Consider the following 20,767-nt stretch of genomic DNA (forward strand, 5'->3'; position numbering starts at 1 on the left):
TACCTCTCTTATTTCTTACGCTGATGACGTGAGCGCATGATGAACTTATCAGTCGCTTTATTCGAACGCGTACGTTTACCTTTTGTTGGCTTACCCCAAGGTGAAACAGGATGACGGCCACCAGAAGTACGACCTTCACCACCACCGTGTGGATGGTCAACAGGGTTCATAGCAACACCGCGTACATGAGGGCGCTTACCACGCCAACGTGAACGACCGGCCTTACCATCATTGATATTACCATGATCGGCATTAGATACTGCGCCAACTGTTGCAAAACAGCTACCTGAAACCAAGCGTTGTTCACCTGAATTCAAACGCAAAATAGCCATGCCTTGATCGCGACCAACGAGCTGGGCGTAAGTACCAGCAGAACGGGCAATTTGACCGCCCTTACCTGGCTTCATTTCCACATTGTGGATAATCGTACCAACTGGCATCGCGCTAAGTGGCATTGCATTACCAGGCTTTACGTCAACGCTAGCGCCGGCAATAACCTGATCTCCAACAGCTAAACGCTGTGGTGCAATGATGTAGCTTAACTCACCGTCCTGATAACGGATAAGTGCGATAAAGGCTGTACGATTAGGATCATATTCTAAACGCTCAACTGTCGCTGGAACTTCGCGCTTTAAACGCTTAAAGTCCACAAAACGATATGTACGCTTATGACCACCACCTTGGAAACGAACGGTTACCCGTCCAGTATTATTACGACCGCCTTTAGAGGAAAGACCTTGGGTCAAAGCCTTCACAGGCTTTCCCTTATAAAGACCTGACCGGTCAACAATAACAAGCTGACGCTGGCCTGGCGTGGTCGGATTGAAATGCTTAAGTGCCATTATTCCTACTCCACGGCCTCTTATAGACCGGTCGATACGTCAATTGTCTGACCTTCAGCCAATGTGACAATCGCTTTTTTGACATCGCTCTGGCGCCCGACAATGCCACGGAACCGCTTAACCTTACCCTTACGGACAAGAGTATTAACAGCTACTACTTTAACGCCAAATAGCGCTTCAATTGCAGCCTTAATTTCTGGTTTCGTAGCCTTAGGGGCAACGTTGAATACAACCTGATTATTTTCTGAAATCAGGTTGGACTTCTCGGTAATAACCGGACTGACGATCACGTCATAGTGTCTAAGATCCGTCATTTAAACCGCTCCTCAAGGGCTTCAACTGCAGCCTTGGAAAGAACAAGCTTACCACGACGCAGAATGTCATAAACATTAATGCCCTGAACCGGCAATACATCAACATTAGGAATGTTAGATGCAGCGCGGCTGAAATTAACATCGATTTCAGATCCACCGATGAGCAAAGCGTTTTGAAGACCTAAATTTGCAAATAAGCCGGTCAAAACTTTAGTCTTTGCATCTTTAACTGCAAGCTCGTCAATAATGATAAGATCATTATTTTTTGCCTTAGCCGAAAGAGCATGTTTCAAACCAAGCGCACGAACCTTTTTAGGAAGATCATGAGCATGAGAACGCATAACTGGGCCATGCGCTTTACCACCGCCACGAAACTGTGGAGCACGAGCGGAATGGTGACGAGCGCGACCTGTACCTTTTTGTTTGTACATTTTCGCGCCGGTACGGGAAACATCAGCACGGGTTTGCGCTTGATGAGTTCCTTGTTGACGACGAGCAAGCTGCCAACGAACAACACGCTGAAGAAGATCTTCGCGTGGCTCAAGACCGAATACTAAATCCGATACATTGAGCTTGCCGGCTTCGCTGCCCTCAAGTGTAGTAATATTGAGATCCATTATTCGGCTCCCTCAGCTGCGGGTGCGGCAACTTCAGCTGCTGCGTTACCTGACTGGCGTAGAGCTGCAGGCTTTGGTGCATTAGCAGGAAGAGCATGCTTTACGGCATCACGAACAAGAATCCATGCGCCCTTTGAACCAGGAACTGCACCACGAACAAGAATAAGTCCGCGAGCAAGATCTGTAGACACAACTTCAATATTCTGAGTGGTGATACGTGTCTGGCCCATATGACCAGCCATTTTCTTACCCTTAAAAACTTTACCCGGATCTTGACGCTGACCAGTAGAACCATGTGCACGGTGGGTGATGGAGTTACCATGCGATGCACGATGACCACCAAAATTGTGGCGCTTCATAACACCAGCAAAACCCTTACCGATCGAGGTACCGGTTACGTCAACTTTTTGACCCGGAACGAAATGTTCTGCAGTAATTTCCGCACCAACATCCAGAAGGTTTTCTGGAGTTACGCGGAACTCTGCCAATTTTGCTTTAGGTTCAACCGAAGCTTTGGCAAAATGACCACGCAATGGCTGCGTTGTATTTTTAACCTTAGCAAGGCCTACACCTAATTGGACAGCGGTATAGCCGTTTTTATCGACTGTACGCTGTGCGATAACCTGACAATTCTCCATACGAAGAACAGTAACAGGTACATGCTCACCTGCATCATTATAAATGCGGGTCATGCCCAGCTTTTGTGCAATTACACCTGAACGCATTGGATTTAATCCTTCCGTCCCAAGCTTAAAGCTTGATCTCGACATCAACACCAGCAGAAAGATCGAGCTTCATAAGAGCATCAACTGTCTGTGGAGTTGGGTCAACAATATCAAGAAGACGCTTATGGGTGCGCATTTCAAACTGCTCACGGCTCTTCTTATCGATGTGTGGCGACCGGTTAACCGTGAATTTCTCGATCCGAGTTGGAAGAGGAATAGGTCCACGTACATTGGCGCCGGTACGCTTGGCTGTCGAGACGATCTCTCGTGTCGACGCGTCAAGGATCCGATGATCAAACGCCTTAAGGCGAATGCGGATGTTCTGACCGTTCATTATTATAGTTCCTTGTTATGCGGAACACTTCACAAGGAAGTGTTCCTCAACGAAATTTTGCCAATTATTCAATGATTTTCGCTACAACGCCCGCACCAACGGTACGACCACCTTCACGAATAGCGAAGCGGAGCTTCTCTTCCATTGCGATTGGAACGATCAAAGCTACATTCACAGAAATATTATCACCAGGCATAACCATTTCTGTACCTTCAGGAAGCGTAACAATACCTGTCACGTCTGTTGTACGGAAATAGAACTGAGGACGATAATTTGTGAAGAATGGAGTATGGCGACCGCCTTCTTCCTTGGTCAAGATGTAAGCCTCAGCTTGGAATTTTGTATGAGGTGTTACTGAACCTGGCTTTGCCAAGATCTGACCACGCTCGATACCTTCACGATCAACACCGCGAAGCAACGCACCAATGTTATCGCCAGCCAAACCTTGATCAAGAAGCTTGCGGAACATTTCAACGCCAGTAACAGTGGTTTTTGAAGTTGGACGAATACCAATGATTTCAACTTCTTCACCAACCTTAACAATACCACGCTCAACACGGCCAGTTACAACAGTACCACGACCTGAAATTGAGAACACGTCTTCAATTGGCATCAAGAAAGGCTGATCAATTGGACGCTCTGGAGTTGGAATATAAGCATCAACTTCGCTCATGAGAAGACGGATTGCGTCTTCACCAATCGTCTTGTTGCTGTCTTCAAGTGCTGCAAGAGCTGAACCCTTAACGATAGGAATTTCATCGCCTGGGAAATCATATTTTGAAAGAAGCTCACGAACTTCCAATTCAACAAGCTCAAGAAGCTCTTCATCATCAACCTGATCAACCTTATTAAGGAAAACCACGATTGCAGGAACACCAACCTGACGAGCAAGAAGAATGTGCTCGCGGGTCTGTGGCATTGGACCATCTGCTGCAGAAACAACAAGAATAGCACCATCCATCTGAGCCGCACCGGTGATCATGTTCTTAACATAGTCAGCGTGGCCTGGGCAGTCAACGTGAGCATAGTGACGGTTTTCTGTCTCATACTCTACGTGTGCAGTTGAAATGGTGATACCGCGCGCCTTTTCTTCAGGTGCAGCATCAATCTGGTCATAAGCGCGAAACTCACCAAAATACTTGGTGATCGCAGCTGTCAAACTGGTTTTACCATGGTCAACGTGACCAATTGTGCCGATATTAACATGCGGCTTATTACGTTCAAATTTGCTCTTAGCCATTTGAGCTCTCCGTATAATGCCCTGAGGCAATGTTTAAAACTGTAACGCAATCAGCGATTACGCATATTTCTTTTGAATTTCCTGAGCGACAGCTGCAGGAACAGGCTCGTAATGATCGAACTGCATAGTATATTGTGCACGACCCTGACTCATTGAACGGAGTGAATTAACATAACCGAACATATTTGCCAATGGTACATTTGCATTAACAACTGTTGCAATACCACGAGCTTCAGTACCTGAAATCTGACCACGACGGGAATTCAGATCGCCGATAACATCACCAACGTAATCCTCAGGAGTTACAACTTCAACCTTCATGATTGGTTCAAGAAGCTGAGCACCTGTCTTCTGTGCACCCTCACGGAATGCTGCACGAGCAGCAATTTCGAAGGCAAGAACAGAAGAGTCAACATCGTGATAAGCACCATCAATGAGTGTTGCTTTAACACCAAGCATAGGGAAGCCAGCAAGCGGACCTGCACCCATGACGCTATCAATACCTTTTTGAACACCAGGAATATATTCCTTAGGAACAGCACCACCAACGATCTTTGATTCGAAGATGAAGTCGTCACCATCATGAGGTTCAAAAATAATCTTAACGCGAGCAAACTGACCAGAACCACCAGACTGCTTTTTATGAGTATAATCAATTTCAGCTGCACGAGTGATTGTTTCACGATATGCAACCTGCGGTTGACCAATATTTGCTTCAACTTTAAACTCGCGACGCATACGGTCAACAAGAATATCAAGATGAAGTTCACCCATACCAGCGATGATTGTTTGACCCGATTCTTCATCCGACTTAACGCGGAATGATGGATCTTCAGCTGCAAGACGATTAAGTGCAAGACCCATCTTTTCTTGGTCAGCCTTAGTTTTAGGCTCAATTGCAATTTCAATAACTGGCTCTGGGAATTCCATACGCTCAAGAATAACAGGCTTCAATGGATCACAAAGAGTGTCACCAGTTGTTGTTTCCTTAAGACCAGCCAAAGACACGATATCACCAGCATAGGCTTCTTCAATATCTTCACGAGAATTGGAGTGCATTTGCAACATACGGCCAATACGCTCACGCTTACCTTTAACGGTATTCTCAAGAGAAACACCCTTAGTCAACTTACCGGAATAAATGCGGCAGAAAGTCAAAGAGCCAACGAATGGATCATTCATGATTTTGAAAGCAAGCATAGAAAGCGGAGCTTCATCTGAAGATTCACGAGTTGTTTCAGTTTCAGTCTTAGGATCAATACCCTTAATCGCAGGAACATCAAGCGGTGAAGGAAGAAAATCAACAACACCATCAAGAAGTGGTTGCACACCCTTATTTTTAAAGGCGGAACCACAGAAAACAGGATGGAATTCAACAGCACAGGTACCACGACGAATGAGCGAACGAAGCTCGTCATTTGTAGGCATCTTGCCTTCAAGATAGGCTTCCATTGCAGCTTCATCAACTTCAACAGCAGCTTCAATCAATGCTTCACGATATTCAACAGCACGATCTTTAAGATCATCAGGAATCTCAACCACATCCCAAGCAGCACCAAGCTGTTCGTTCTGCCAAATAAGAGCCTTCATTTCAATAAGATCAACAACACCAGCAAATTCACTCTCAGCACCAACAGGCAATTGCATAACAACAGCCTTTGCACCAAGACGAGTCTTTACCATATCTACCGAACGATAGAAATCTGCACCGATCTTATCCATCTTATTAACAAAGATCATGCGAGGAACATTGTACTTTTCAGCCTGACGCCAAACAGTTTCAGTCTGCGGCTCAACACCAGCATTTGCATCAAGAAGAGCAATAGCACCATCTAGAACACGCAATGAGCGCTCAACTTCAATGGTAAAGTCAACGTGACCTGGCGTATCAATGATATTAAAGCGACGCTTCTTACCATCACGACCTTCCCAGAAAGTAGTTGTAGCAGCAGAAGTAATGGTAATACCACGCTCTTGCTCCTGCTCCATCCAATCCATGGTCGCGGCACCATCGTGCACTTCACCAATTTTGTGCGACTTACCGGTATAGTACAAAATGCGCTCAGTGGTAGTTGTCTTACCAGCATCAATATGCGCCATAATACCAAAATTACGATAGTCTTCAATTTTAAATTCGCGGGCCATTTTCTCTGCCTTTGATTAGAAATGCCGAATTACCAGCGATAATGGGAGAATGCACGGTTAGCTTCAGCCATACGATGCGTATCTTCACGCTTCTTAACAGCCGAACCACGATTATTGGAAGCATCCAACAATTCACCCGAAAGACGATCAATCATTGTTGTCTCATTACGCGAGCGTGCCGCATTGATAAGCCAACGAATTGCCAAAGCCTGACGACGATCTGGACGAACATCAACAGGAACCTGATATGTTGCACCACCAACACGGCGTGAACGAACCTCAACATGAGGAGAAACATTTTCAAGCGCCTGATGAAACAAAGCAACAGGCTCTGATTTTGCCTTAGCTTCAATAGCATCCAAAGCGCCATAAACGATACGCTCTGCCACAGATTTCTTACCGTCAAACATAACGGCATTCATGAATTTTGTAATAACCAAATCACCAAACTTTGGATCTGGATTAATTTCGCGCTTTTCAGCTTTATGACGACGGGACATATTATCGGTCTCTCAATCTTACTTCGGACGCTTCGCGCCATACTTGGAACGGCGCTGCTTACGATTCTTAACACCCTGCGTATCAAGAACACCACGAATGATGTGATAACGCACACCCGGAAGATCCTTAACACGACCCCCACGAATCATCACAACAGAGTGCTCCTGAAGATTATGCCCCTCACCAGGGATATAACCGATAACCTCAAATCCATTCGTTAGACGCACCTTAGCAACCTTACGAAGAGCCGAGTTAGGCTTCTTTGGGGTCGTTGTATAAACACGTGTACAAACGCCACGCTTTTGCGGATTGGCCTGCAAAGCAGGAACCTTATTACGCTTCACCGACGCTACACGCGGCTTGCGGATCAACTGGTTTACGGTAGGCATTGAACCTTCCTCTACTAAAAACTCTTCAAATAACCCAAAAGGGCTGCTTCACACATGCAAAAAAACCGGACAGAACCACAAAAGTAGCTTGCCCGACAAAAACAGAGGAAGCCAAAGCTTCATGCAATGCATGCACATATACAAATTATGTAAAACCAACCCTGTTTGAAGCTAACTTCTTAGCGAGACGCCTAGAAAAATGCCGCTTCACATTGGTTTAGATGGGCTTCTGATACATGGATTATCGCATCGCGTCAAGTGCAATATGTGTAAAACTCGGCTTTTTTTGCGGTTTTTCTCGTTTTTTTTCAGCTTTTATCACAAAACTGAAATATGGTTAACAGGGAGTTAAGGTTATTTATGTTGTTTGAATAGAATATCATAATAGCGAGTCGATTTTTACAAAAACAGGTAAACAAGTAAGCAGCATAATTAAGACAATAGGCGTGACTATATACGGCAAAACACGATTTACATTGTCAACGATAAATGGCTTGAAGTGATAGATTTGCCTTGCTCTTTTCTGAATATACGCTTTAAAATGCAGGCACAATAATGTACAGCCCCACAAAATGGTAAGGACGCTATGAAAATCGCAACTTGGAATATTAATGGCGTAAAAGCACGAATTGAAAACTTACTTGTTTGGCTTAAGCAAGATGCACCTGATATCGTGTGCTTACAAGAAATAAAGAGCATTGACGAGGCTTTTCCACGTTCCCAGATTGAGGCTCTTGGCTACCATGTCGAAACTCATGGGCAAAAAAGCTTTAATGGCGTGGCTTTATTATCTAAAAAATCTCCTGATGAAGTGCTACGCGGACTACCGGGCGATGAAAGCGACGAGCAGGCACGATTTATTGAGGGGGTATTTTCGACCTCTACAGGTTCTATTCGTATTGCTAGCCTATATTTACCCAATGGCAATCCTGTTGATACAGAGAAATATCCTTATAAATTAGCTTGGATGGAACGTCTTGTCGACTTTACAAAAGACCGGCTTACGTTTGAAGAACCTTTCATCCTTGCTGGTGACTACAATGTTATAACTAACCCTATTGATGCAAAATCACCTGAAAAATGGACTGATGATGCCTTGTACCTACCACAAACAAAGGCCGCCTTTCGTAAAATTATCAATTTAGGCATGCAAGACGTTATTAGAATGGCAACTAATGATAAGGTTTATAGTTTTTGGGACTACCAAGCTGGTGCATGGCCAAAAAATGAAGGTATCCGCATTGATCATTTCCTAGCATCACCCGAAGCGATTGATAAAATAACGGCCTGCGGAATAAGCAAAAGCCTTCGCGGCTGGGATAAGCCGTCCGATCACGTTCCCGTGTGGGTTGATATCAAAGACTGATAAAAGCAGACAATGCCTTACTTGACGACAACATGGTTTAATAACTGGCTTCCATAAAAATTGCACTACCGTAGCAACGTAAATACGAAAAAACACAAAGGAATTACAGTACACCGATCAAAGATAGTTTTATCGTTTGGCTTACTTGATAACCCAATACCACCCAAAGACATATCGAAACTTCTTGACATAAAACCTTACACAGAAATGGAAAAGGGCGCGAAAAATCCGAAAAATGTTGTTCCAAGAACAAATTTATGGATTTATCAAACAAGCGCCCTTCCCACACTTGAAGATGAGTATATCGAATTTATTTCAATATTTAAAAGTAAATGGCAGATATTGAAAGAAATTACAAATGAAGGTGGCAATGTTGAGATATCGATAATTGTAAATATATTGGATGAATATCCCAGCATAATAATACCAAAAGCATTAATACAAATAGCCAGTGAATTTAGGTCATGCATAGATATAGCATTTTATGACGATATCAATGATGATGAAGTTTCAAAAGTAAAACTGGATTTTATTGATATTCAAAAATCGTCCCAATTAAATCTCAATTCAGCCATATCTTCGGGTTGGCTTGAAGATATAGGCGAAGCGTGGGACAAATTAAAATTAGAACGATTAAACTCCAGCACATATAAGAACAAACTTATAATAAATGTAAATAAGAAACTTAGATTACCATCGGGTTACATCACCATTGAAATTGTCAATGAATTAGCTAACTTAAATCTAGATATTGAGGTAAAATATGTTGATCTATATGAATAAAACTTTTGCATAAATTTATAAGATTAGCAGCAATATCGATAATAAAATTCAAATGCCAAGCCAAACACCCAATGCAAGACACGGGAAGAAGCCTTACAGAAAAAAGCGCCCTATTGCCACTTCCACAAAGGTTTATTACGAATCCCGTTTCTGACAATTACCTTTGCTAGATAAAATTTACACAGTACAACAAAAAAGCAACCACTCTTACAGCTCACTGTTTATCCCCCTATTGGTTATAACCAGTTTAAATCATAAAAATTTGATAATTAGAAAGATAGCTATATTGCGGCTATCCACCGCACTTATATCAACAAGTTATAATGTATTTAATCTTATTTAATCCCTGATATTTAGCGCTAGGGCATATTTATTTTTTTTAAAGGGCTTATTTTTCTTTCACAAATGTGCCACTATTTTTCAAAGGCTATACGTCTTTAAACAAAATGAACACTTTGATCGTCATATTTAGGAGGAAATTCATGAAAAAGGCACTTATCGCCTTCGCTGCTACAACCCTGTTAGGTCTTAGCACTGCGGCACAGGCACAAACTGCTGACACTCTTGAAAAGCTTAAGCAAACAGGTGAAGTCACTTTAGGTGTGCGCGAATCTTCTGGTCTTGCCTATACATTAGGCAATGGTAAATATGTCGGCTTTCATACCGAAATGGCAGAACGTATCATTGACGACATCTCAAAAAAAATTGGCAAGCCTTTGAAAATTAATTATTTACCAATTACTTCAGCCAATCGAATTCCGCTTGTACAAAATGGTACTTATGATTTTGAATGTGGCTCAACCACCAATAATCGTTCACGTGCAGACGAAGCTTCATTTGCCTATACCACCTATGTAGAAGAAGTAAGAATTGCAGTTAAGAAGGATTCTGGAATTAACTCGATTAACGACCTTAACGGTAAAACCGTTGCTACCACTACTGGAACGACCTCAGTGCAAACCTTGCGCCGTAACCAGCGAGCTGAAAATATTCGCTTCAAAGAAATGCAGGGTAAAGATCACGCCAACAGTTTCCTTTTGTTAGAAAGCGACAGAGCTGATGCCTTTGTTATGGATGGCTCCATTCTAGCTGCCAATATCTCCAAAGCTAAAAATCCTGCCGACTTTAAAATTCTAGATGAAGTTTTGTCAGTTGAGCCAATAGCGTGTATGCTGCGCAAGGGTGACGATAATCTTAAAAAGGAAATTGATGAAAGTATTGTGCGCCAAATTACAGATGGTTCACTTGAAAAGCTTTACAACAAGTGGTTTCTTGAGCCAATTCCACCAGCAAATGTTATTGTGAATCTCCCACTTTCTGCAAGCACGCGTAATGCGTGGGAGCATCCTAACGATAAGCCTATGGAAGATTATCCAGAAAATAAGTAAAATTAATTCCTTGCTAAAAGGCAGTTTACGCTGCCTTTTAGCAAAACACTAAGAAACAGCCATATCTAACTGATATTATATAACAATATTAACCTAAAGCTTACCAGTAATTATTAAAGCTGATACGAAGCTAAAAGGGGCTATATTAGTTAACTATTGTATGATTAAAATTAATAAAATCAATTAATAACATAGACTTAATCAGCCAACTTAACCTTAGAAATATTAAACTTGAAAATTTAGCACTCATATTATATAAGGTTCAATGTTCTAATGAGGATAAGGAACTGTTCTTTCAAATGAAATGATATAAAAATAACGCGGTGAAAGCTGATGCTGCATCAAGAATGATGCTCAGAATATCTGACTTAATTGGTCTTTGTAGGGTCATCACTATAATTTTATAATGATTTCCAAAGCTATTAAGTTATTTCTAATTGAACAGGGCAAAAGTTTTCCTACATTGTTGGTTCTCTTAAGGTAGTACCGCAATTTATTGTGTAGTTTTATTTCAATTAATAGTCCCTGCATCAAAGCATTTTAACATTGTAATTAGTATGTTTTGAATTGTACTTTTTAATCCTGCCAACCATTAAATGTTGAAACAGATAAATAGCATAAGGGATATTGATAGACCATACTACAATGAATTTATAAGTGCTAGCCATAGGTGAATTTTATTCTCCACTGGCAACCTATTGGCACTTTTTAGCTTAAATATGTCGTTGAATTTTATGGCTTTGTGTAGCTGATTTCACCTTTTAAAGCAGTTAGAAATTGCTTTTATGACAGTGGTCACTCCAATTTTAGTTAAACTAAAATTGATCAACCCCATAAAATCAAAGAAATATAATGTTTTTTTCCTTTAAAACATTATGAAATATCAAAGTTAAAAATGAAGTTTCGTTTTTAACATAGTGGAGCAGCTCAATGGCGCTTGATTTTAGTTTTTTGTGCAAGGATACAGCCGATCCGATATCTTCTGCATCAACCATACCAGGATGCTTTGGTAATCCTAATGACTTCACACAGACCTATATGGATCTGCTTGTAACTGGCTTTATTAATACGGCCATTCTATCTGTTAGCGCCCTCTTGGTTGCTATCGCATTGGGCTTTGTTATAGGCACGATGCGAACGCTTCCCAATAATCCCGTATTGAAGTTTTTAGCTACTTGCTGGGTAGAAATATTTAGAAATATTCCTATCCTTGTCATGGTTTTTCTTTGTTATTTTGTTTTGCCTGATATTATCTTGCCATTAAAAGATTTTGCCAAGTCCCACGATAATTTCGGCCTATTTTTGGTAGTGATCGCCCTTGGATTATTTACCTCGGCACGTATTGCCGAGCAGGTAAGGGCTGGTATTATGTCCATTTCCACCGGTCAACGCTATGCAGCTCAAGCTTTGGGCTTTACGACATTTCAAACATATCGCTACATATTACTGCCACGCACTCTACGTACCATTATGCCACCTCTTACGTCTGAATCTATGGGTATCGTCAAAAATTCGGCGGCGGCAATCGGTGTCTCAATCGCAGAGTTAATGGCTTTTTTAAATAATACCGTAGAACAAACCAATCGTAGCTATGAAGTATTTATTATCGTAACAATCCTTTACGTGTTGTTAGCCCTCATTATCTTTTTTGTTATGACCTTAATACAACGCTCACTCCGTATTCCCGACAATAACAGTTCTGCCAAAGCGGAGGAGGCTTAATATTATGACTTTCCTCGATTTTCTTTATGATCACGGTATCAATTTACGCTTTAATTTTTCTTTCGTAAGTTGGGACTTTTTTAGCAATTATCTTTTAAGAGGCTTACAATTTAGTGTTACAATGACAATTGTTGCAACACTATTTGGCGTAATTTTTGGCACATTACTTGCCCTAGCCCGCCTATCTCGTTTTGCACCATTATCTATGTTAGCAACCTTTTATATCACTGTAATGCGATCAATTCCGCTGGTTTTGGTTATTTTATGGTTTTTCTTAATTATTCCGGCCATTATAGGTACGAGTATCGATGTCTACTGGTCGGCACTCATAACCTTTTCCGCGTTTGAAGCTGCATATTTTGCTGAAATTATGAGAGCTGGTATTCAATCCATTTCGCGGGGACAGTTTCAGGCTGGCGAAGCACTTGGCATGACCTATTGGCAAAGAATGAAAATTGTTATCCTACCTCAAGCATTCCGTAACATGCTGCCAGTATTGTTAACGCAAGTTATCATTCTTTTCCAAGACACTTCTCTTGTTTTTGCCATAGGCGGCTATGATTTATTAAAAGGCTTTACCATTGCTGGCCAAATCTATAATCGGCAAACAGAAACTTATATTTTAGCCGCCCTCACCTATTTCGTTATTTGCTTCACACTTTCACTTTGTGTCAAGCAACTACAAAGAAGAATTGCAATTATTCGCTAATTGAAGGAAAAACTAATGTCCTCTACTCATTCCCATATGATTGAGATGAAAAATGTCTCTAAATGGTACGGGCCATTCAACGTCTTAAAAGACTGCTCAATGAATATTGACAAAGGCGAGGTTGTGGTTGTTTGCGGTCCATCAGGCTCTGGTAAATCAACATTGATTAAGACTATCAACGCTCTTGAGCCCTTCCAAAAAGGTGAAATTTGGATTAACGGCACTGCTGTTCACAGTAAGCAAACAGACTTACCCAAATTGCGTAGCCGCGTTGGCATGGTCTTCCAGCATTTTGAGCTGTTTCCGCATTTGTCAGTTTTAGATAACCTTACCATCGCGCAGATTAAGGTTTTAAAGCGCAATAAGGCCGAGGCCGAAAAAAAAGCATTAATTTATCTTGATCGTGTTGGCTTAATCGAACATAAAAACAAGTTTCCTGGTCAACTTTCAGGTGGACAACAACAGCGCGTTGCTATCGCTCGTGCTTTGACCATGGACCCAATTGTTATGCTGTTTGATGAACCAACATCTGCATTGGACCCTGAAATGGTTGGTGAAGTGCTTGATGTTATGATTAGCCTTGCCAAAGAAGGTATGACCATGATTTGCGTTACCCACGAAATGGGTTTTGCCCGCAAAGTATCAAACCGCGTCGTTTTTATGGATAAGGGTCAAATCTTAGAAGATTGCAGCAGTCAAGAGTTTTTTGATGATGCAAGCGCAAGAACACCGCGCGCCCAAGACTTTTTATCAAAAATACTTAATCATTAACATCCACAACAATAGTTCAATTTTCTACAAAACGCCGTTTATGATTTACTTCATAAACGGCGTTTTCTATCTATAGAAATCGTAATAGCTTTTTTTACTTGCTGCAAATCGTCGAAAAAACAATTGAAACACCATCATAACTTAGGCAAATATTAGAGCCGTTAATTATTATCCAATTCAATACGCTCTTATTAAACAAATAGTTATAATACTAATTTTTGACGTTACATAATATCATAAAGTCAATTTGAAGTTTGTCCGATAACGTCATATTAAATAGCTATTATTCCAAATAATCTTTTAATTATTGCTTGCCTATCACCACAACGTCTTCATAATATTACTATAATCATGACCATATTAAACCGCCGCAAAAATTATTCATTTTCAAACTTTTGAATACATCAAAAAATGTCATTTTAAAATAGTATTTATGGCAAAGATATAAACCATAAAGGATATAACATGAAATTTAAATTAGCAAATATTGACGATGATTTTGATGAAACAGTATTTAGAAATGCTGTTGCAAATGACCTTAGAAAGTTTGATGAAGAAGCAAGCTATTCATTTACAGATATTCAGATAATATTCGTAGCTATGATTATAGATTTATCATCTTTGTTTCCCAATAACTTATTAGAATATCTCGATGTAGCGATTAAAAATCGTTTAGGAGAAGTAAGTGATGATATCAGAGCTGAAAAACGTAATGAATTAAAAAAAATTATAGATTCCAAAAACTGCCCGCGAGATATCTATATACGCGGTTGGCTCATATATTTATATTTATGGACATTAGAAGAATATATGCAAACTAGAGATGCTGACACATATAGATATGCTGAACATCTGGAATATTTTGAGGAGCTTGACCCTGATATCTATATTGATTTAGACCAAATATGCTTTTCATACTATTATGACAAAAAGAATAAAATAAATCCGTTGATCCAATTGAGCCACAAACTCACAGAACGAATGGAAGCTCAACCTGCAAGCCAAAATCAATAATATAAAAAGCAATACGAAACGATAAAGTTGAAACTATTGTATATTATTAATGATCTGGCTTTTTATGATTCATTTTAGGACGTTGAAAGAATAAGTATGGAAGAGAATACTATTACATTTAAAATTGCTTTGATGCAACCGATTGAAGAATTCCTGAAGGCGAGCAATTTACCTGATAGATTTTTAATCGATCGATATCTGTTATTAAGGGGCAACGAGAATGATTTTAATAATGGACCCTGCTCTATTATCTATAATAATTTTGGTTGGGGAGAAAAACCGCGCCCTAATTATATAATTGAATTGCTAGATTTGGGTTGTATATCTTTGCCCACAGTCCAGCACGTAGTTTTTACCATAGAAGATGGGTGCATTACAGAAATTATATCACAAATGTGCTTTCAATTACCTTTAGACGAGGTGAAAGCAATGGTCGAACCTATTTATAATTCATTTCAGCAAGCTGGTTACTATCTTAAATATAGTCAAATAGAAATGACTGAAGAAAGCTTTGTAGAAGATCGACCATTGGCTATGCTTACCTATGCCCAATGGCAAATTGCTGGCAAGCAAGATGAATGCCGGTATAAATTACAAATTTTTGAAAGTGATAGTTTAAGTGACCCTAAAAAATATAGCCTTGTTTTTAAAGCACAAGTTATAACAGAAACAATGCGACAAACTTTTGAAGCACGAAAAGCATATAGGCTAGAAATGCAAAAAAAAATGAACGAAAATTTACCTAAAAATTAAAATCGATTGATCCATTAATACTTTGACTTCGATTATGTTTTAATATCCAAGACCAAGTTTTAATCTGCGGCTGCAGAAAGCTTGCCAAGGTACCTATTGCAAGGTCAAAAAGCGGTGAAATATTTTTAAAAAATGTCCCTTACCTATTCGCCACTCATAAAAATCGCCGATGAGTATAATTGGCATATCTAAGTAATTTAAAGAAAGTCGCGGATGGAATACGATAATTTTTTTGAAAAATTGTAGCTATTGCACACCCTATTACAAAAAAGATCAGCGTTGCTAGCGATATTATAATGCAATTGCAAGCAAGTTCTAAAACATTGCCAATAGGTTTTCTTGTCTTACTACGCTAATTTATTCAACTGATTTTTCGTTGCTTTGCGCTGCATATTTAATAATACGTCTAATTTCATATCAAGCTACGCCATAGACCAAACTTAACGAAAGCGCCATTGTTATAAACACAGTTTAGCAAGAGTGCTATTTGTTGATATGACAAAAAATAGCACTCTCTGTTTTTTTGACAAATTACCGCCAGCCAAGCTCTGGTGCAATATAACGCAAGATAGATTCAATCACATGGGTATTATACGCAACCCCCAACTGGTTAGGAATGGTAAGCAACAAGGTATCGGCTTCCTTAATTGCTTCATCTTGTGCCAATTGCTTAATAAGTGCTTCTGGCTCATCAGCATAACTTCTACCAAAGACAGCGCGCGTGCTTTCACCAAGATAGCCAAATCTATCACTATCATCGCGTGTACGACCAAAATAAAGCCGATCTTCATCACTTACCAATGGGAAAATACTGCGGCTTACCGACACGCGCGGTGTAAAACCATGCCCAGCCTCAGCCCATGCAGCCTTATAGGTGCGTATTTGCTCCGCCTGCTGAACATGAAATGGCTTACCATTTTCATCATCTTTCAAGGTAGAACTTTGTAAATTAAAGCCCATTTTCGCCGCCCAAACCGCGGTTGAATTGGAACCTGCTCCCCACCAAATACGGCGTTTCAACCCTTCTGAATGAGGCTCCAACCGCAATAATCCTGGCGGATTTGGAAACATTGGCTGCGGATTGGGCTTGGCAAAACCAACCCCATCAAGCAAATTGAAAAACTCCACACCATGACGGCGCCCCATATCGGCATCGCTTTCACCTTCACGTGGTTGATAGCCAAAATAACGCCAACCATCAATGACTTGCTCTGGTGAACCACGGCTAAGACCAAGCTGTAAACGACCACCAGAAATAAGATCAGCTGCACTGGCATCTTCCACCATATAATGGGGATTTTCATAGCGCATATCAATAACCGCTGTACCTATCTCGATACGTGATGTTTTAGCAGCAATTGCACTTAAGAGTGGAAATGGTGATCCTAATTGATGCGCAAAATGGTGAACGCGTGAATAAGCACCGTCCGCCCCAATTTCCTCAGCCGCAACGGCAAGGTCTATGGTTTGTAACAAAACGTCAGAAGCATTGCGTGTACCCGAATGTGGATCATCGCGCCAATGGCCAAAGGATAAAAAACCGATCTTTTTCATATTATATACTCCTAAAGAGCATAGGCTCTTATTGACTATAGAATAATGGCGCTAACACTTAGAAACAAGAGCGTTAACATCGGAAAACTCCCGACAGATTGTTCACAAAACGGCAACAATTACTAAAACTATAAAACATAGCTCTAAATAAAAAATCCAGCAATAACCGCATTTACGCCGTTTATTACTGGATCAACATTAACTATAAGCACTAAAGACGAGCTATCAATTACAAAAGCGATTTATACACACTCACCTCAATGCCAGTACCAACGGGCAATAATAGGCTTGTAAGATCAGCTTTCTGTTTTAATGCGGCACTATAACGGGCAATTTCTTCCCCACCCGGCTTAATCATATTATCAGCGACAATGATGGCACTGTCGTTTAATTTTGGATAAAAAAGATCAAGGCACGGTGTGTACAGATCTTTCCAAAGGTCTAAAAAAACAAAATCAAATTTACCATCTGTCTTTTCTAAAAAATCAAGCGCATCAGTCACCCTATAATCGACATAGGCATCAAGTCCTGCCTTCACAGCCATTTCTTTTGCATATTGCGATTTATAGTCATGATATTCCAATGTGGTAACCTTGCCCCCAGTTGCCCTTGCCGCATCGGCAAGCCAAAGGGTTGAATAGCCAAAAGATGTACCAATTTCTAAAATATTGGGGTTGCGCAAACTACGGATCATAATATTAAGTAATTGACCAGTTTGTGGGCCAATTGCCCGCATTCTTTGATCTTGCCCACCATCTCGGCCACCAACAATTTCGCGTCTCATTTCCTGCCGCTCGTGCCGCATGCGATCATGATATTGGTCTAACACTGCAGATAATTGCAAATCAGGATTGACCACAGAAAAATCCTGTAATGGTTGCTCTTTATTGCCTTTGCCAGATGCTAAATTTTCATTATTCATCCTGCTCTCCTGCGGTGATTGGAAATTCTATTTCAATACGGGTAATGGTTTCGTTGACAATCTGCAAAATTTTTTCTGATACGTCTTCATCGCCTTGGTGACGAATTTTGGATTTAATCACATGCCGCAAATGATCAAAAGCCTCGCGCAATTGCGGGTTACCGCGCCTTGTCTTTGGTCTTTCATCTTCGTTAAAGGTTCGAATGAGCAGTTCATCAGCCAATTGGCGATTTGCTTGCAAAAATGCGTTACCTTCACCGGTTAAGCTATATTGCTTTTTACCATTTTCCGCCACAGCAATTTCAGTATATCCCATGTCTTCCGTCCATGCTAAAGTCGGATACATAACGCCCGGGCTTGGAACATATTGTCCAGCAAAACGCTCCTCAATCTGGCGCATTAATTCATAACCATGAGCCGGCTTTTCACCTATCATCGCCAATAATAATATACGCAATTCACCATAATCAAAAAGACGGTTACGACGATGACCTTCACCACGATGCCTGCCACCCCGATGACCACCTTTATGGTGATCACCTGGATGATGACCACTTCTATGATGTCCGCGTTCCCCACGGCGCTCCGCGCCTCGCCCGCCACGTCTCTCGCGGCGACCATAACTCTCCTCATTCAACTCTTGTTCAATAGATTTATGTTCATATTCTAAATTAGATTGATCGTTATTCATTACTACCTCGATTTTATTTGATTGTTATTTTATGGATAGAACGACTTATGTTTTTCGTTCAGATTTTATTTTCCACAAAGCAGATATATTACGATACATATCTAAAATCAAGATATATATCGTAATATTTCATTACAAATAATTAAGCTAATAAAAACCTAAAAAAAACATAAAAACTCGACCGCAACCTATTGTTTTAAAATAAAAAACGCGACCTATAAAAATAAGCCGCGCTTTATTAAAAATTAAATTTTTAGCATATGAGATATATCTAGATTTGAAATTGGTTCATAAAACCAATGTAATATCCTACCTTATCTAGCATTAAAAGAAACCCTGCGGATTAACCGAATAGCTTACCAAAATATTTTTTGTTTGCTGATAGGCTTCGAGGGTCGTCTTATACATTTCACGGCCAATACCAGATTTTTTATAGCCGCCAAAGGCGGAATGGGCCGGATAGACGTGATAACAATTTGTCCATACACGACCAGCTTGTATTTTACGACCAAAACGGTAAGCTTTATTGACATCACGTGTCCAAATACCCGACCCCAAGCCATACATAGAGTCATTGGCTATCGCTAATGCTTCTTCATCGGTTTTAAAAGTTGCAACCGCTAATACAGGGCCAAAGATTTCCTCTTGGAAAATGCGCATCGTATTGGTGCCCTTAAACACCGTTGGCTCAATATAGCAGCCATTGGCAAGATCGCCGTCCAATGATGATTTTTGCCCACCAATCAACAATTGCGCACCTTCTTGCTTGCCGATGTCGATATAGCGCAAAATCTTATCCATTTGCTCTTGCGAGGCTTGGGCACCAATCATAGTTTGCGGATCAAGCGGATTACCACGTTTTATATCAGCAACCCGTTTTAATGCCCGTTCCATAAAGCGATCATAAATGCTTTCGTGGATAAGGGCACGGCTTGGACAGGTACAAACTTCACCTTGGTTTAAGGCAAACATCACCAATCCTTCGATCGCCTTATCGATAAAGGAATCTTCAAAATCCATGATATCGCCAAAGAAAATATTGGGCGATTTACCACCAAGCTCCAAAGTTACCGGTATGATATTTGCAGCCGCAGCTTCCATAATCTTCCGCCCTGTGCCTGTTTCACCCGTAAAGGCAATTTTAGCAATACGTGGACTGGTTGAAAGTGCCGCGCCGGCCTCTTCACCAAACCCGTTGACAATATTAATCACCCCGGCAGGCAATAGGTCAGCAATTAATTCCATCACATATAAAATAGACGCTGGTGTTTGTTCTGCAGGTTTTAAAACAATGCAATTACCTGCCGCCAAGGCTGGCGCTAGCTTCCATGCCGCCATAAGAATAGGGAAATTCCATGGAATAATTTGCCCCACAACACCAAGCGGCTCATGAAAATGATAGGCAACAGTATCATCGTCAATTTGCGATATGCCACCTTCTTGGGCGCGCAATAGACCAGCGAAATAGCGGAAATGGTCAACGGATAACGGAATGTCAGCAGCCATAGTTTCGCGTATGGGCTTGCCATTATCGAAAGTTTCAGCAATTGCTATTTTTTCTAAATTTTGCTCAATGCGATCAGCTATGCGCAATAGCACCATGCTGCGTTCAGTAGGGCTTGTCGTCCCCCATTTTTCTTTTGCTGAATGCGCCGCATCAAGCGCCGCCTCAACATCTACGGCCTGTGAGCGTGGCACTTCACATAATAATTTACCATCTACCGGTGAATGATTATCAAAATATCGGCCATCTTTTGGCGCAACCCATTGCCCACCGATGAAATTTTCATAACGCTTTTTAAAAGGTGACATAGGATGTGTGGTAGTATTCATATTAACTCCTCCCAAAGGACTAAAAAATACATAAGCATCCATAGTTCAAATTAACTCGTGATATGATAGTGTCCAATCAAACTATGGCGGTTATATCAAAAATCTCATCTCCCGCGCATGAAAGGCATTTATTGGCTAAGCATTTCACTGCTAT

The 20,767-nt window shown here is 40.8% G+C and carries 21 protein-coding genes; 8 read left to right on the top strand and 13 right to left on the bottom strand.

Features of this window, described 5'->3' with window-relative positions:
• Positions 1–8: 8 nt before the first annotated feature.
• The 9 genes from rplB to rpsL all read right to left on the bottom strand — a co-directional run bounded on the left by rplB (position 9) and on the right by rpsL (position 7,107).
• Positions 9–842 carry a 50S ribosomal protein L2 gene (rplB, locus tag N6A79_RS07285; protein WP_182419529.1) on the bottom strand — a complete coding sequence of 278 codons (834 nt, stop codon included), beginning with the start codon at positions 840–842 and terminating at the stop codon, positions 9–11.
• A 20-nt stretch (positions 843–862) separates the two neighbouring features.
• The gene (locus N6A79_RS07290) at positions 863–1,156 is read right to left on the bottom strand and encodes a 50S ribosomal protein L23 (RefSeq protein ID WP_182419530.1); all 294 of its coding nucleotides are present in this window, start codon (positions 1,154–1,156) and stop codon (positions 863–865) included.
• Positions 1,153–1,773 carry a 50S ribosomal protein L4 gene (gene rplD / locus N6A79_RS07295; protein WP_182419531.1) on the bottom strand — a complete coding sequence of 207 codons (621 nt, stop codon included), beginning with the start codon at positions 1,771–1,773 and terminating at the stop codon, positions 1,153–1,155. Before rplD ends, N6A79_RS07290 begins: the two co-directional genes overlap by 4 nt.
• Positions 1,773–2,498: a 50S ribosomal protein L3 gene (rplC, locus tag N6A79_RS07300; RefSeq protein WP_182419532.1), complete on the bottom strand. Its 726-nt coding sequence runs from the start codon at positions 2,496–2,498 to the stop codon at positions 1,773–1,775. The genes rplD and rplC overlap by 1 nt, the downstream gene beginning before the upstream one ends.
• A 25-nt stretch (positions 2,499–2,523) precedes the next feature.
• A complete protein-coding gene (gene rpsJ / locus N6A79_RS07305; RefSeq protein WP_002964363.1) occupies positions 2,524–2,832 on the bottom strand; it encodes a 30S ribosomal protein S10 in 309 nt (102 codons plus the stop codon).
• A gap of 64 nt (positions 2,833–2,896) precedes the next feature.
• The gene (gene tuf, locus N6A79_RS07310; RefSeq protein ID WP_182419000.1) at positions 2,897–4,072 is read right to left on the bottom strand and encodes an elongation factor Tu; all 1,176 of its coding nucleotides are present in this window, start codon (positions 4,070–4,072) and stop codon (positions 2,897–2,899) included.
• Positions 4,073–4,129: 57 nt separating this feature from the next.
• Entirely contained in the window at positions 4,130–6,217 is a 2,088-nt protein-coding gene (gene fusA / locus N6A79_RS07315; protein ID WP_182419533.1) for an elongation factor G, read from the bottom strand.
• 29 nt (positions 6,218–6,246) lie between these two features.
• Positions 6,247–6,717 carry a 30S ribosomal protein S7 gene (gene rpsG, locus N6A79_RS07320; protein ID WP_182419534.1) on the bottom strand — a complete coding sequence of 157 codons (471 nt, stop codon included), beginning with the start codon at positions 6,715–6,717 and terminating at the stop codon, positions 6,247–6,249.
• 18 nt (positions 6,718–6,735) lie between these two features.
• Positions 6,736–7,107: a 30S ribosomal protein S12 gene (rpsL, locus tag N6A79_RS07325; protein ID WP_182419535.1), complete on the bottom strand. Its 372-nt coding sequence runs from the start codon at positions 7,105–7,107 to the stop codon at positions 6,736–6,738.
• A gap of 586 nt (positions 7,108–7,693) precedes the next feature.
• Between rpsL and xth the strand changes: the two genes are divergently transcribed.
• From xth to N6A79_RS07365, 8 genes are all read left to right on the top strand, one after another.
• A complete protein-coding gene (gene xth / locus N6A79_RS07330; protein ID WP_268545435.1) occupies positions 7,694–8,473 on the top strand; it encodes an exodeoxyribonuclease III in 780 nt (259 codons plus the stop codon).
• A 60-nt stretch (positions 8,474–8,533) separates the two neighbouring features.
• Positions 8,534–9,256 (top strand): DUF4279 domain-containing protein, encoded by a 723-nt coding sequence (locus N6A79_RS07335; protein WP_268545436.1) that lies wholly within the window; start codon positions 8,534–8,536, stop codon positions 9,254–9,256.
• Positions 9,257–9,738: 482 nt separating this feature from the next.
• On the top strand, positions 9,739–10,644 hold the full coding sequence (locus N6A79_RS07340; RefSeq protein WP_262078063.1) for a transporter substrate-binding domain-containing protein: 906 nt from the start codon (positions 9,739–9,741) through the stop codon (positions 10,642–10,644).
• 930 nt (positions 10,645–11,574) lie between these two features.
• Complete coding sequence (locus N6A79_RS07345) at positions 11,575–12,366, top strand: amino acid ABC transporter permease (protein ID WP_182419539.1); 792 nt, start codon at positions 11,575–11,577, stop codon at positions 12,364–12,366.
• A gap of 4 nt (positions 12,367–12,370) precedes the next feature.
• The gene (locus N6A79_RS07350) at positions 12,371–13,075 is read left to right on the top strand and encodes an amino acid ABC transporter permease (protein ID WP_210276147.1); all 705 of its coding nucleotides are present in this window, start codon (positions 12,371–12,373) and stop codon (positions 13,073–13,075) included.
• A 36-nt stretch (positions 13,076–13,111) separates the two neighbouring features.
• Positions 13,112–13,846 carry an amino acid ABC transporter ATP-binding protein gene (locus N6A79_RS07355; RefSeq protein ID WP_182419698.1) on the top strand — a complete coding sequence of 245 codons (735 nt, stop codon included), beginning with the start codon at positions 13,112–13,114 and terminating at the stop codon, positions 13,844–13,846.
• Positions 13,847–14,311: 465 nt separating this feature from the next.
• Positions 14,312–14,860: a hypothetical protein gene (locus tag N6A79_RS07360; protein ID WP_268545437.1), complete on the top strand. Its 549-nt coding sequence runs from the start codon at positions 14,312–14,314 to the stop codon at positions 14,858–14,860.
• A gap of 96 nt (positions 14,861–14,956) precedes the next feature.
• On the top strand, positions 14,957–15,613 hold the full coding sequence (locus N6A79_RS07365; RefSeq protein WP_268545438.1) for a hypothetical protein: 657 nt from the start codon (positions 14,957–14,959) through the stop codon (positions 15,611–15,613).
• 531 nt (positions 15,614–16,144) lie between these two features.
• Here N6A79_RS07365 and N6A79_RS07370 read toward each other — a convergent pair.
• From N6A79_RS07370 to exaC, 4 genes are all read right to left on the bottom strand, one after another.
• Complete coding sequence (locus tag N6A79_RS07370; protein WP_268545439.1) at positions 16,145–17,167, bottom strand: LLM class flavin-dependent oxidoreductase; 1,023 nt, start codon at positions 17,165–17,167, stop codon at positions 16,145–16,147.
• Between the two features lie 229 nt (positions 17,168–17,396).
• Positions 17,397–17,972: an O-methyltransferase gene (locus N6A79_RS07375; protein WP_210276157.1), complete on the bottom strand. Its 576-nt coding sequence runs from the start codon at positions 17,970–17,972 to the stop codon at positions 17,397–17,399.
• Positions 17,973–18,081: 109 nt separating this feature from the next.
• A complete protein-coding gene (locus N6A79_RS07380; protein WP_268545440.1) occupies positions 18,082–18,780 on the bottom strand; it encodes a PadR family transcriptional regulator in 699 nt (232 codons plus the stop codon).
• Positions 18,781–19,104: 324 nt separating this feature from the next.
• Positions 19,105–20,613, bottom strand: coding sequence for an acetaldehyde dehydrogenase ExaC (exaC, locus tag N6A79_RS07385; protein WP_262078069.1), 1,509 nt, complete (start codon positions 20,611–20,613; stop codon positions 19,105–19,107).
• Positions 20,614–20,767 lie beyond the last annotated feature (154 nt).

The organism is Bartonella sp. HY761 (genome assembly GCF_026743145.1).
In the GTDB taxonomy this organism is placed as follows: Bacteria; Pseudomonadota; Alphaproteobacteria; order Rhizobiales; family Rhizobiaceae; genus HY038.

Bases quoted from the DNA above. Each gene is read 5' to 3' on its own strand.
- rplB (WP_182419529.1), bottom strand. From the start codon at position 842: ATGGCACTTAAGCATTTCAATCCGACCACGCCAGGCCAGCGTCAGCTT.
- N6A79_RS07290 (WP_182419530.1), bottom strand. From the start codon at position 1,156: ATGACGGATCTTAGACACTATGACGTGATCGTCAGTCCGGTTATTACC.
- rplD (WP_182419531.1), bottom strand. From the start codon at position 1,773: ATGGATCTCAATATTACTACACTTGAGGGCAGCGAAGCCGGCAAGCTC.
- rplC (WP_182419532.1), bottom strand. From the start codon at position 2,498: ATGCGTTCAGGTGTAATTGCACAAAAGCTGGGCATGACCCGCATTTAT.
- rpsJ (WP_002964363.1), bottom strand. From the start codon at position 2,832: ATGAACGGTCAGAACATCCGCATTCGCCTTAAGGCGTTTGATCATCGG.
- tuf (WP_182419000.1), bottom strand. From the start codon at position 4,072: ATGGCTAAGAGCAAATTTGAACGTAATAAGCCGCATGTTAATATCGGC.
- fusA (WP_182419533.1), bottom strand. From the start codon at position 6,217: ATGGCCCGCGAATTTAAAATTGAAGACTATCGTAATTTTGGTATTATG.
- rpsG (WP_182419534.1), bottom strand. From the start codon at position 6,717: ATGTCCCGTCGTCATAAAGCTGAAAAGCGCGAAATTAATCCAGATCCA.
- rpsL (WP_182419535.1), bottom strand. From the start codon at position 7,107: ATGCCTACCGTAAACCAGTTGATCCGCAAGCCGCGTGTAGCGTCGGTG.
- xth (WP_268545435.1), top strand. From the start codon at position 7,694: ATGAAAATCGCAACTTGGAATATTAATGGCGTAAAAGCACGAATTGAA.
- N6A79_RS07340 (WP_262078063.1), top strand. From the start codon at position 9,739: ATGAAAAAGGCACTTATCGCCTTCGCTGCTACAACCCTGTTAGGTCTT.
- N6A79_RS07345 (WP_182419539.1), top strand. From the start codon at position 11,575: ATGGCGCTTGATTTTAGTTTTTTGTGCAAGGATACAGCCGATCCGATA.
- N6A79_RS07350 (WP_210276147.1), top strand. From the start codon at position 12,371: ATGACTTTCCTCGATTTTCTTTATGATCACGGTATCAATTTACGCTTT.
- N6A79_RS07355 (WP_182419698.1), top strand. From the start codon at position 13,112: ATGATTGAGATGAAAAATGTCTCTAAATGGTACGGGCCATTCAACGTC.
- N6A79_RS07360 (WP_268545437.1), top strand. From the start codon at position 14,312: ATGAAATTTAAATTAGCAAATATTGACGATGATTTTGATGAAACAGTA.
- N6A79_RS07365 (WP_268545438.1), top strand. From the start codon at position 14,957: ATGGAAGAGAATACTATTACATTTAAAATTGCTTTGATGCAACCGATT.
- N6A79_RS07370 (WP_268545439.1), bottom strand. From the start codon at position 17,167: ATGAAAAAGATCGGTTTTTTATCCTTTGGCCATTGGCGCGATGATCCA.
- N6A79_RS07375 (WP_210276157.1), bottom strand. From the start codon at position 17,972: ATGCGGCACGAGCGGCAGGAAATGAGACGCGAAATTGTTGGTGGCCGA.
- N6A79_RS07380 (WP_268545440.1), bottom strand. From the start codon at position 18,780: ATGAATAACGATCAATCTAATTTAGAATATGAACATAAATCTATTGAA.
- exaC (WP_262078069.1), bottom strand. From the start codon at position 20,613: ATGAATACTACCACACATCCTATGTCACCTTTTAAAAAGCGTTATGAA.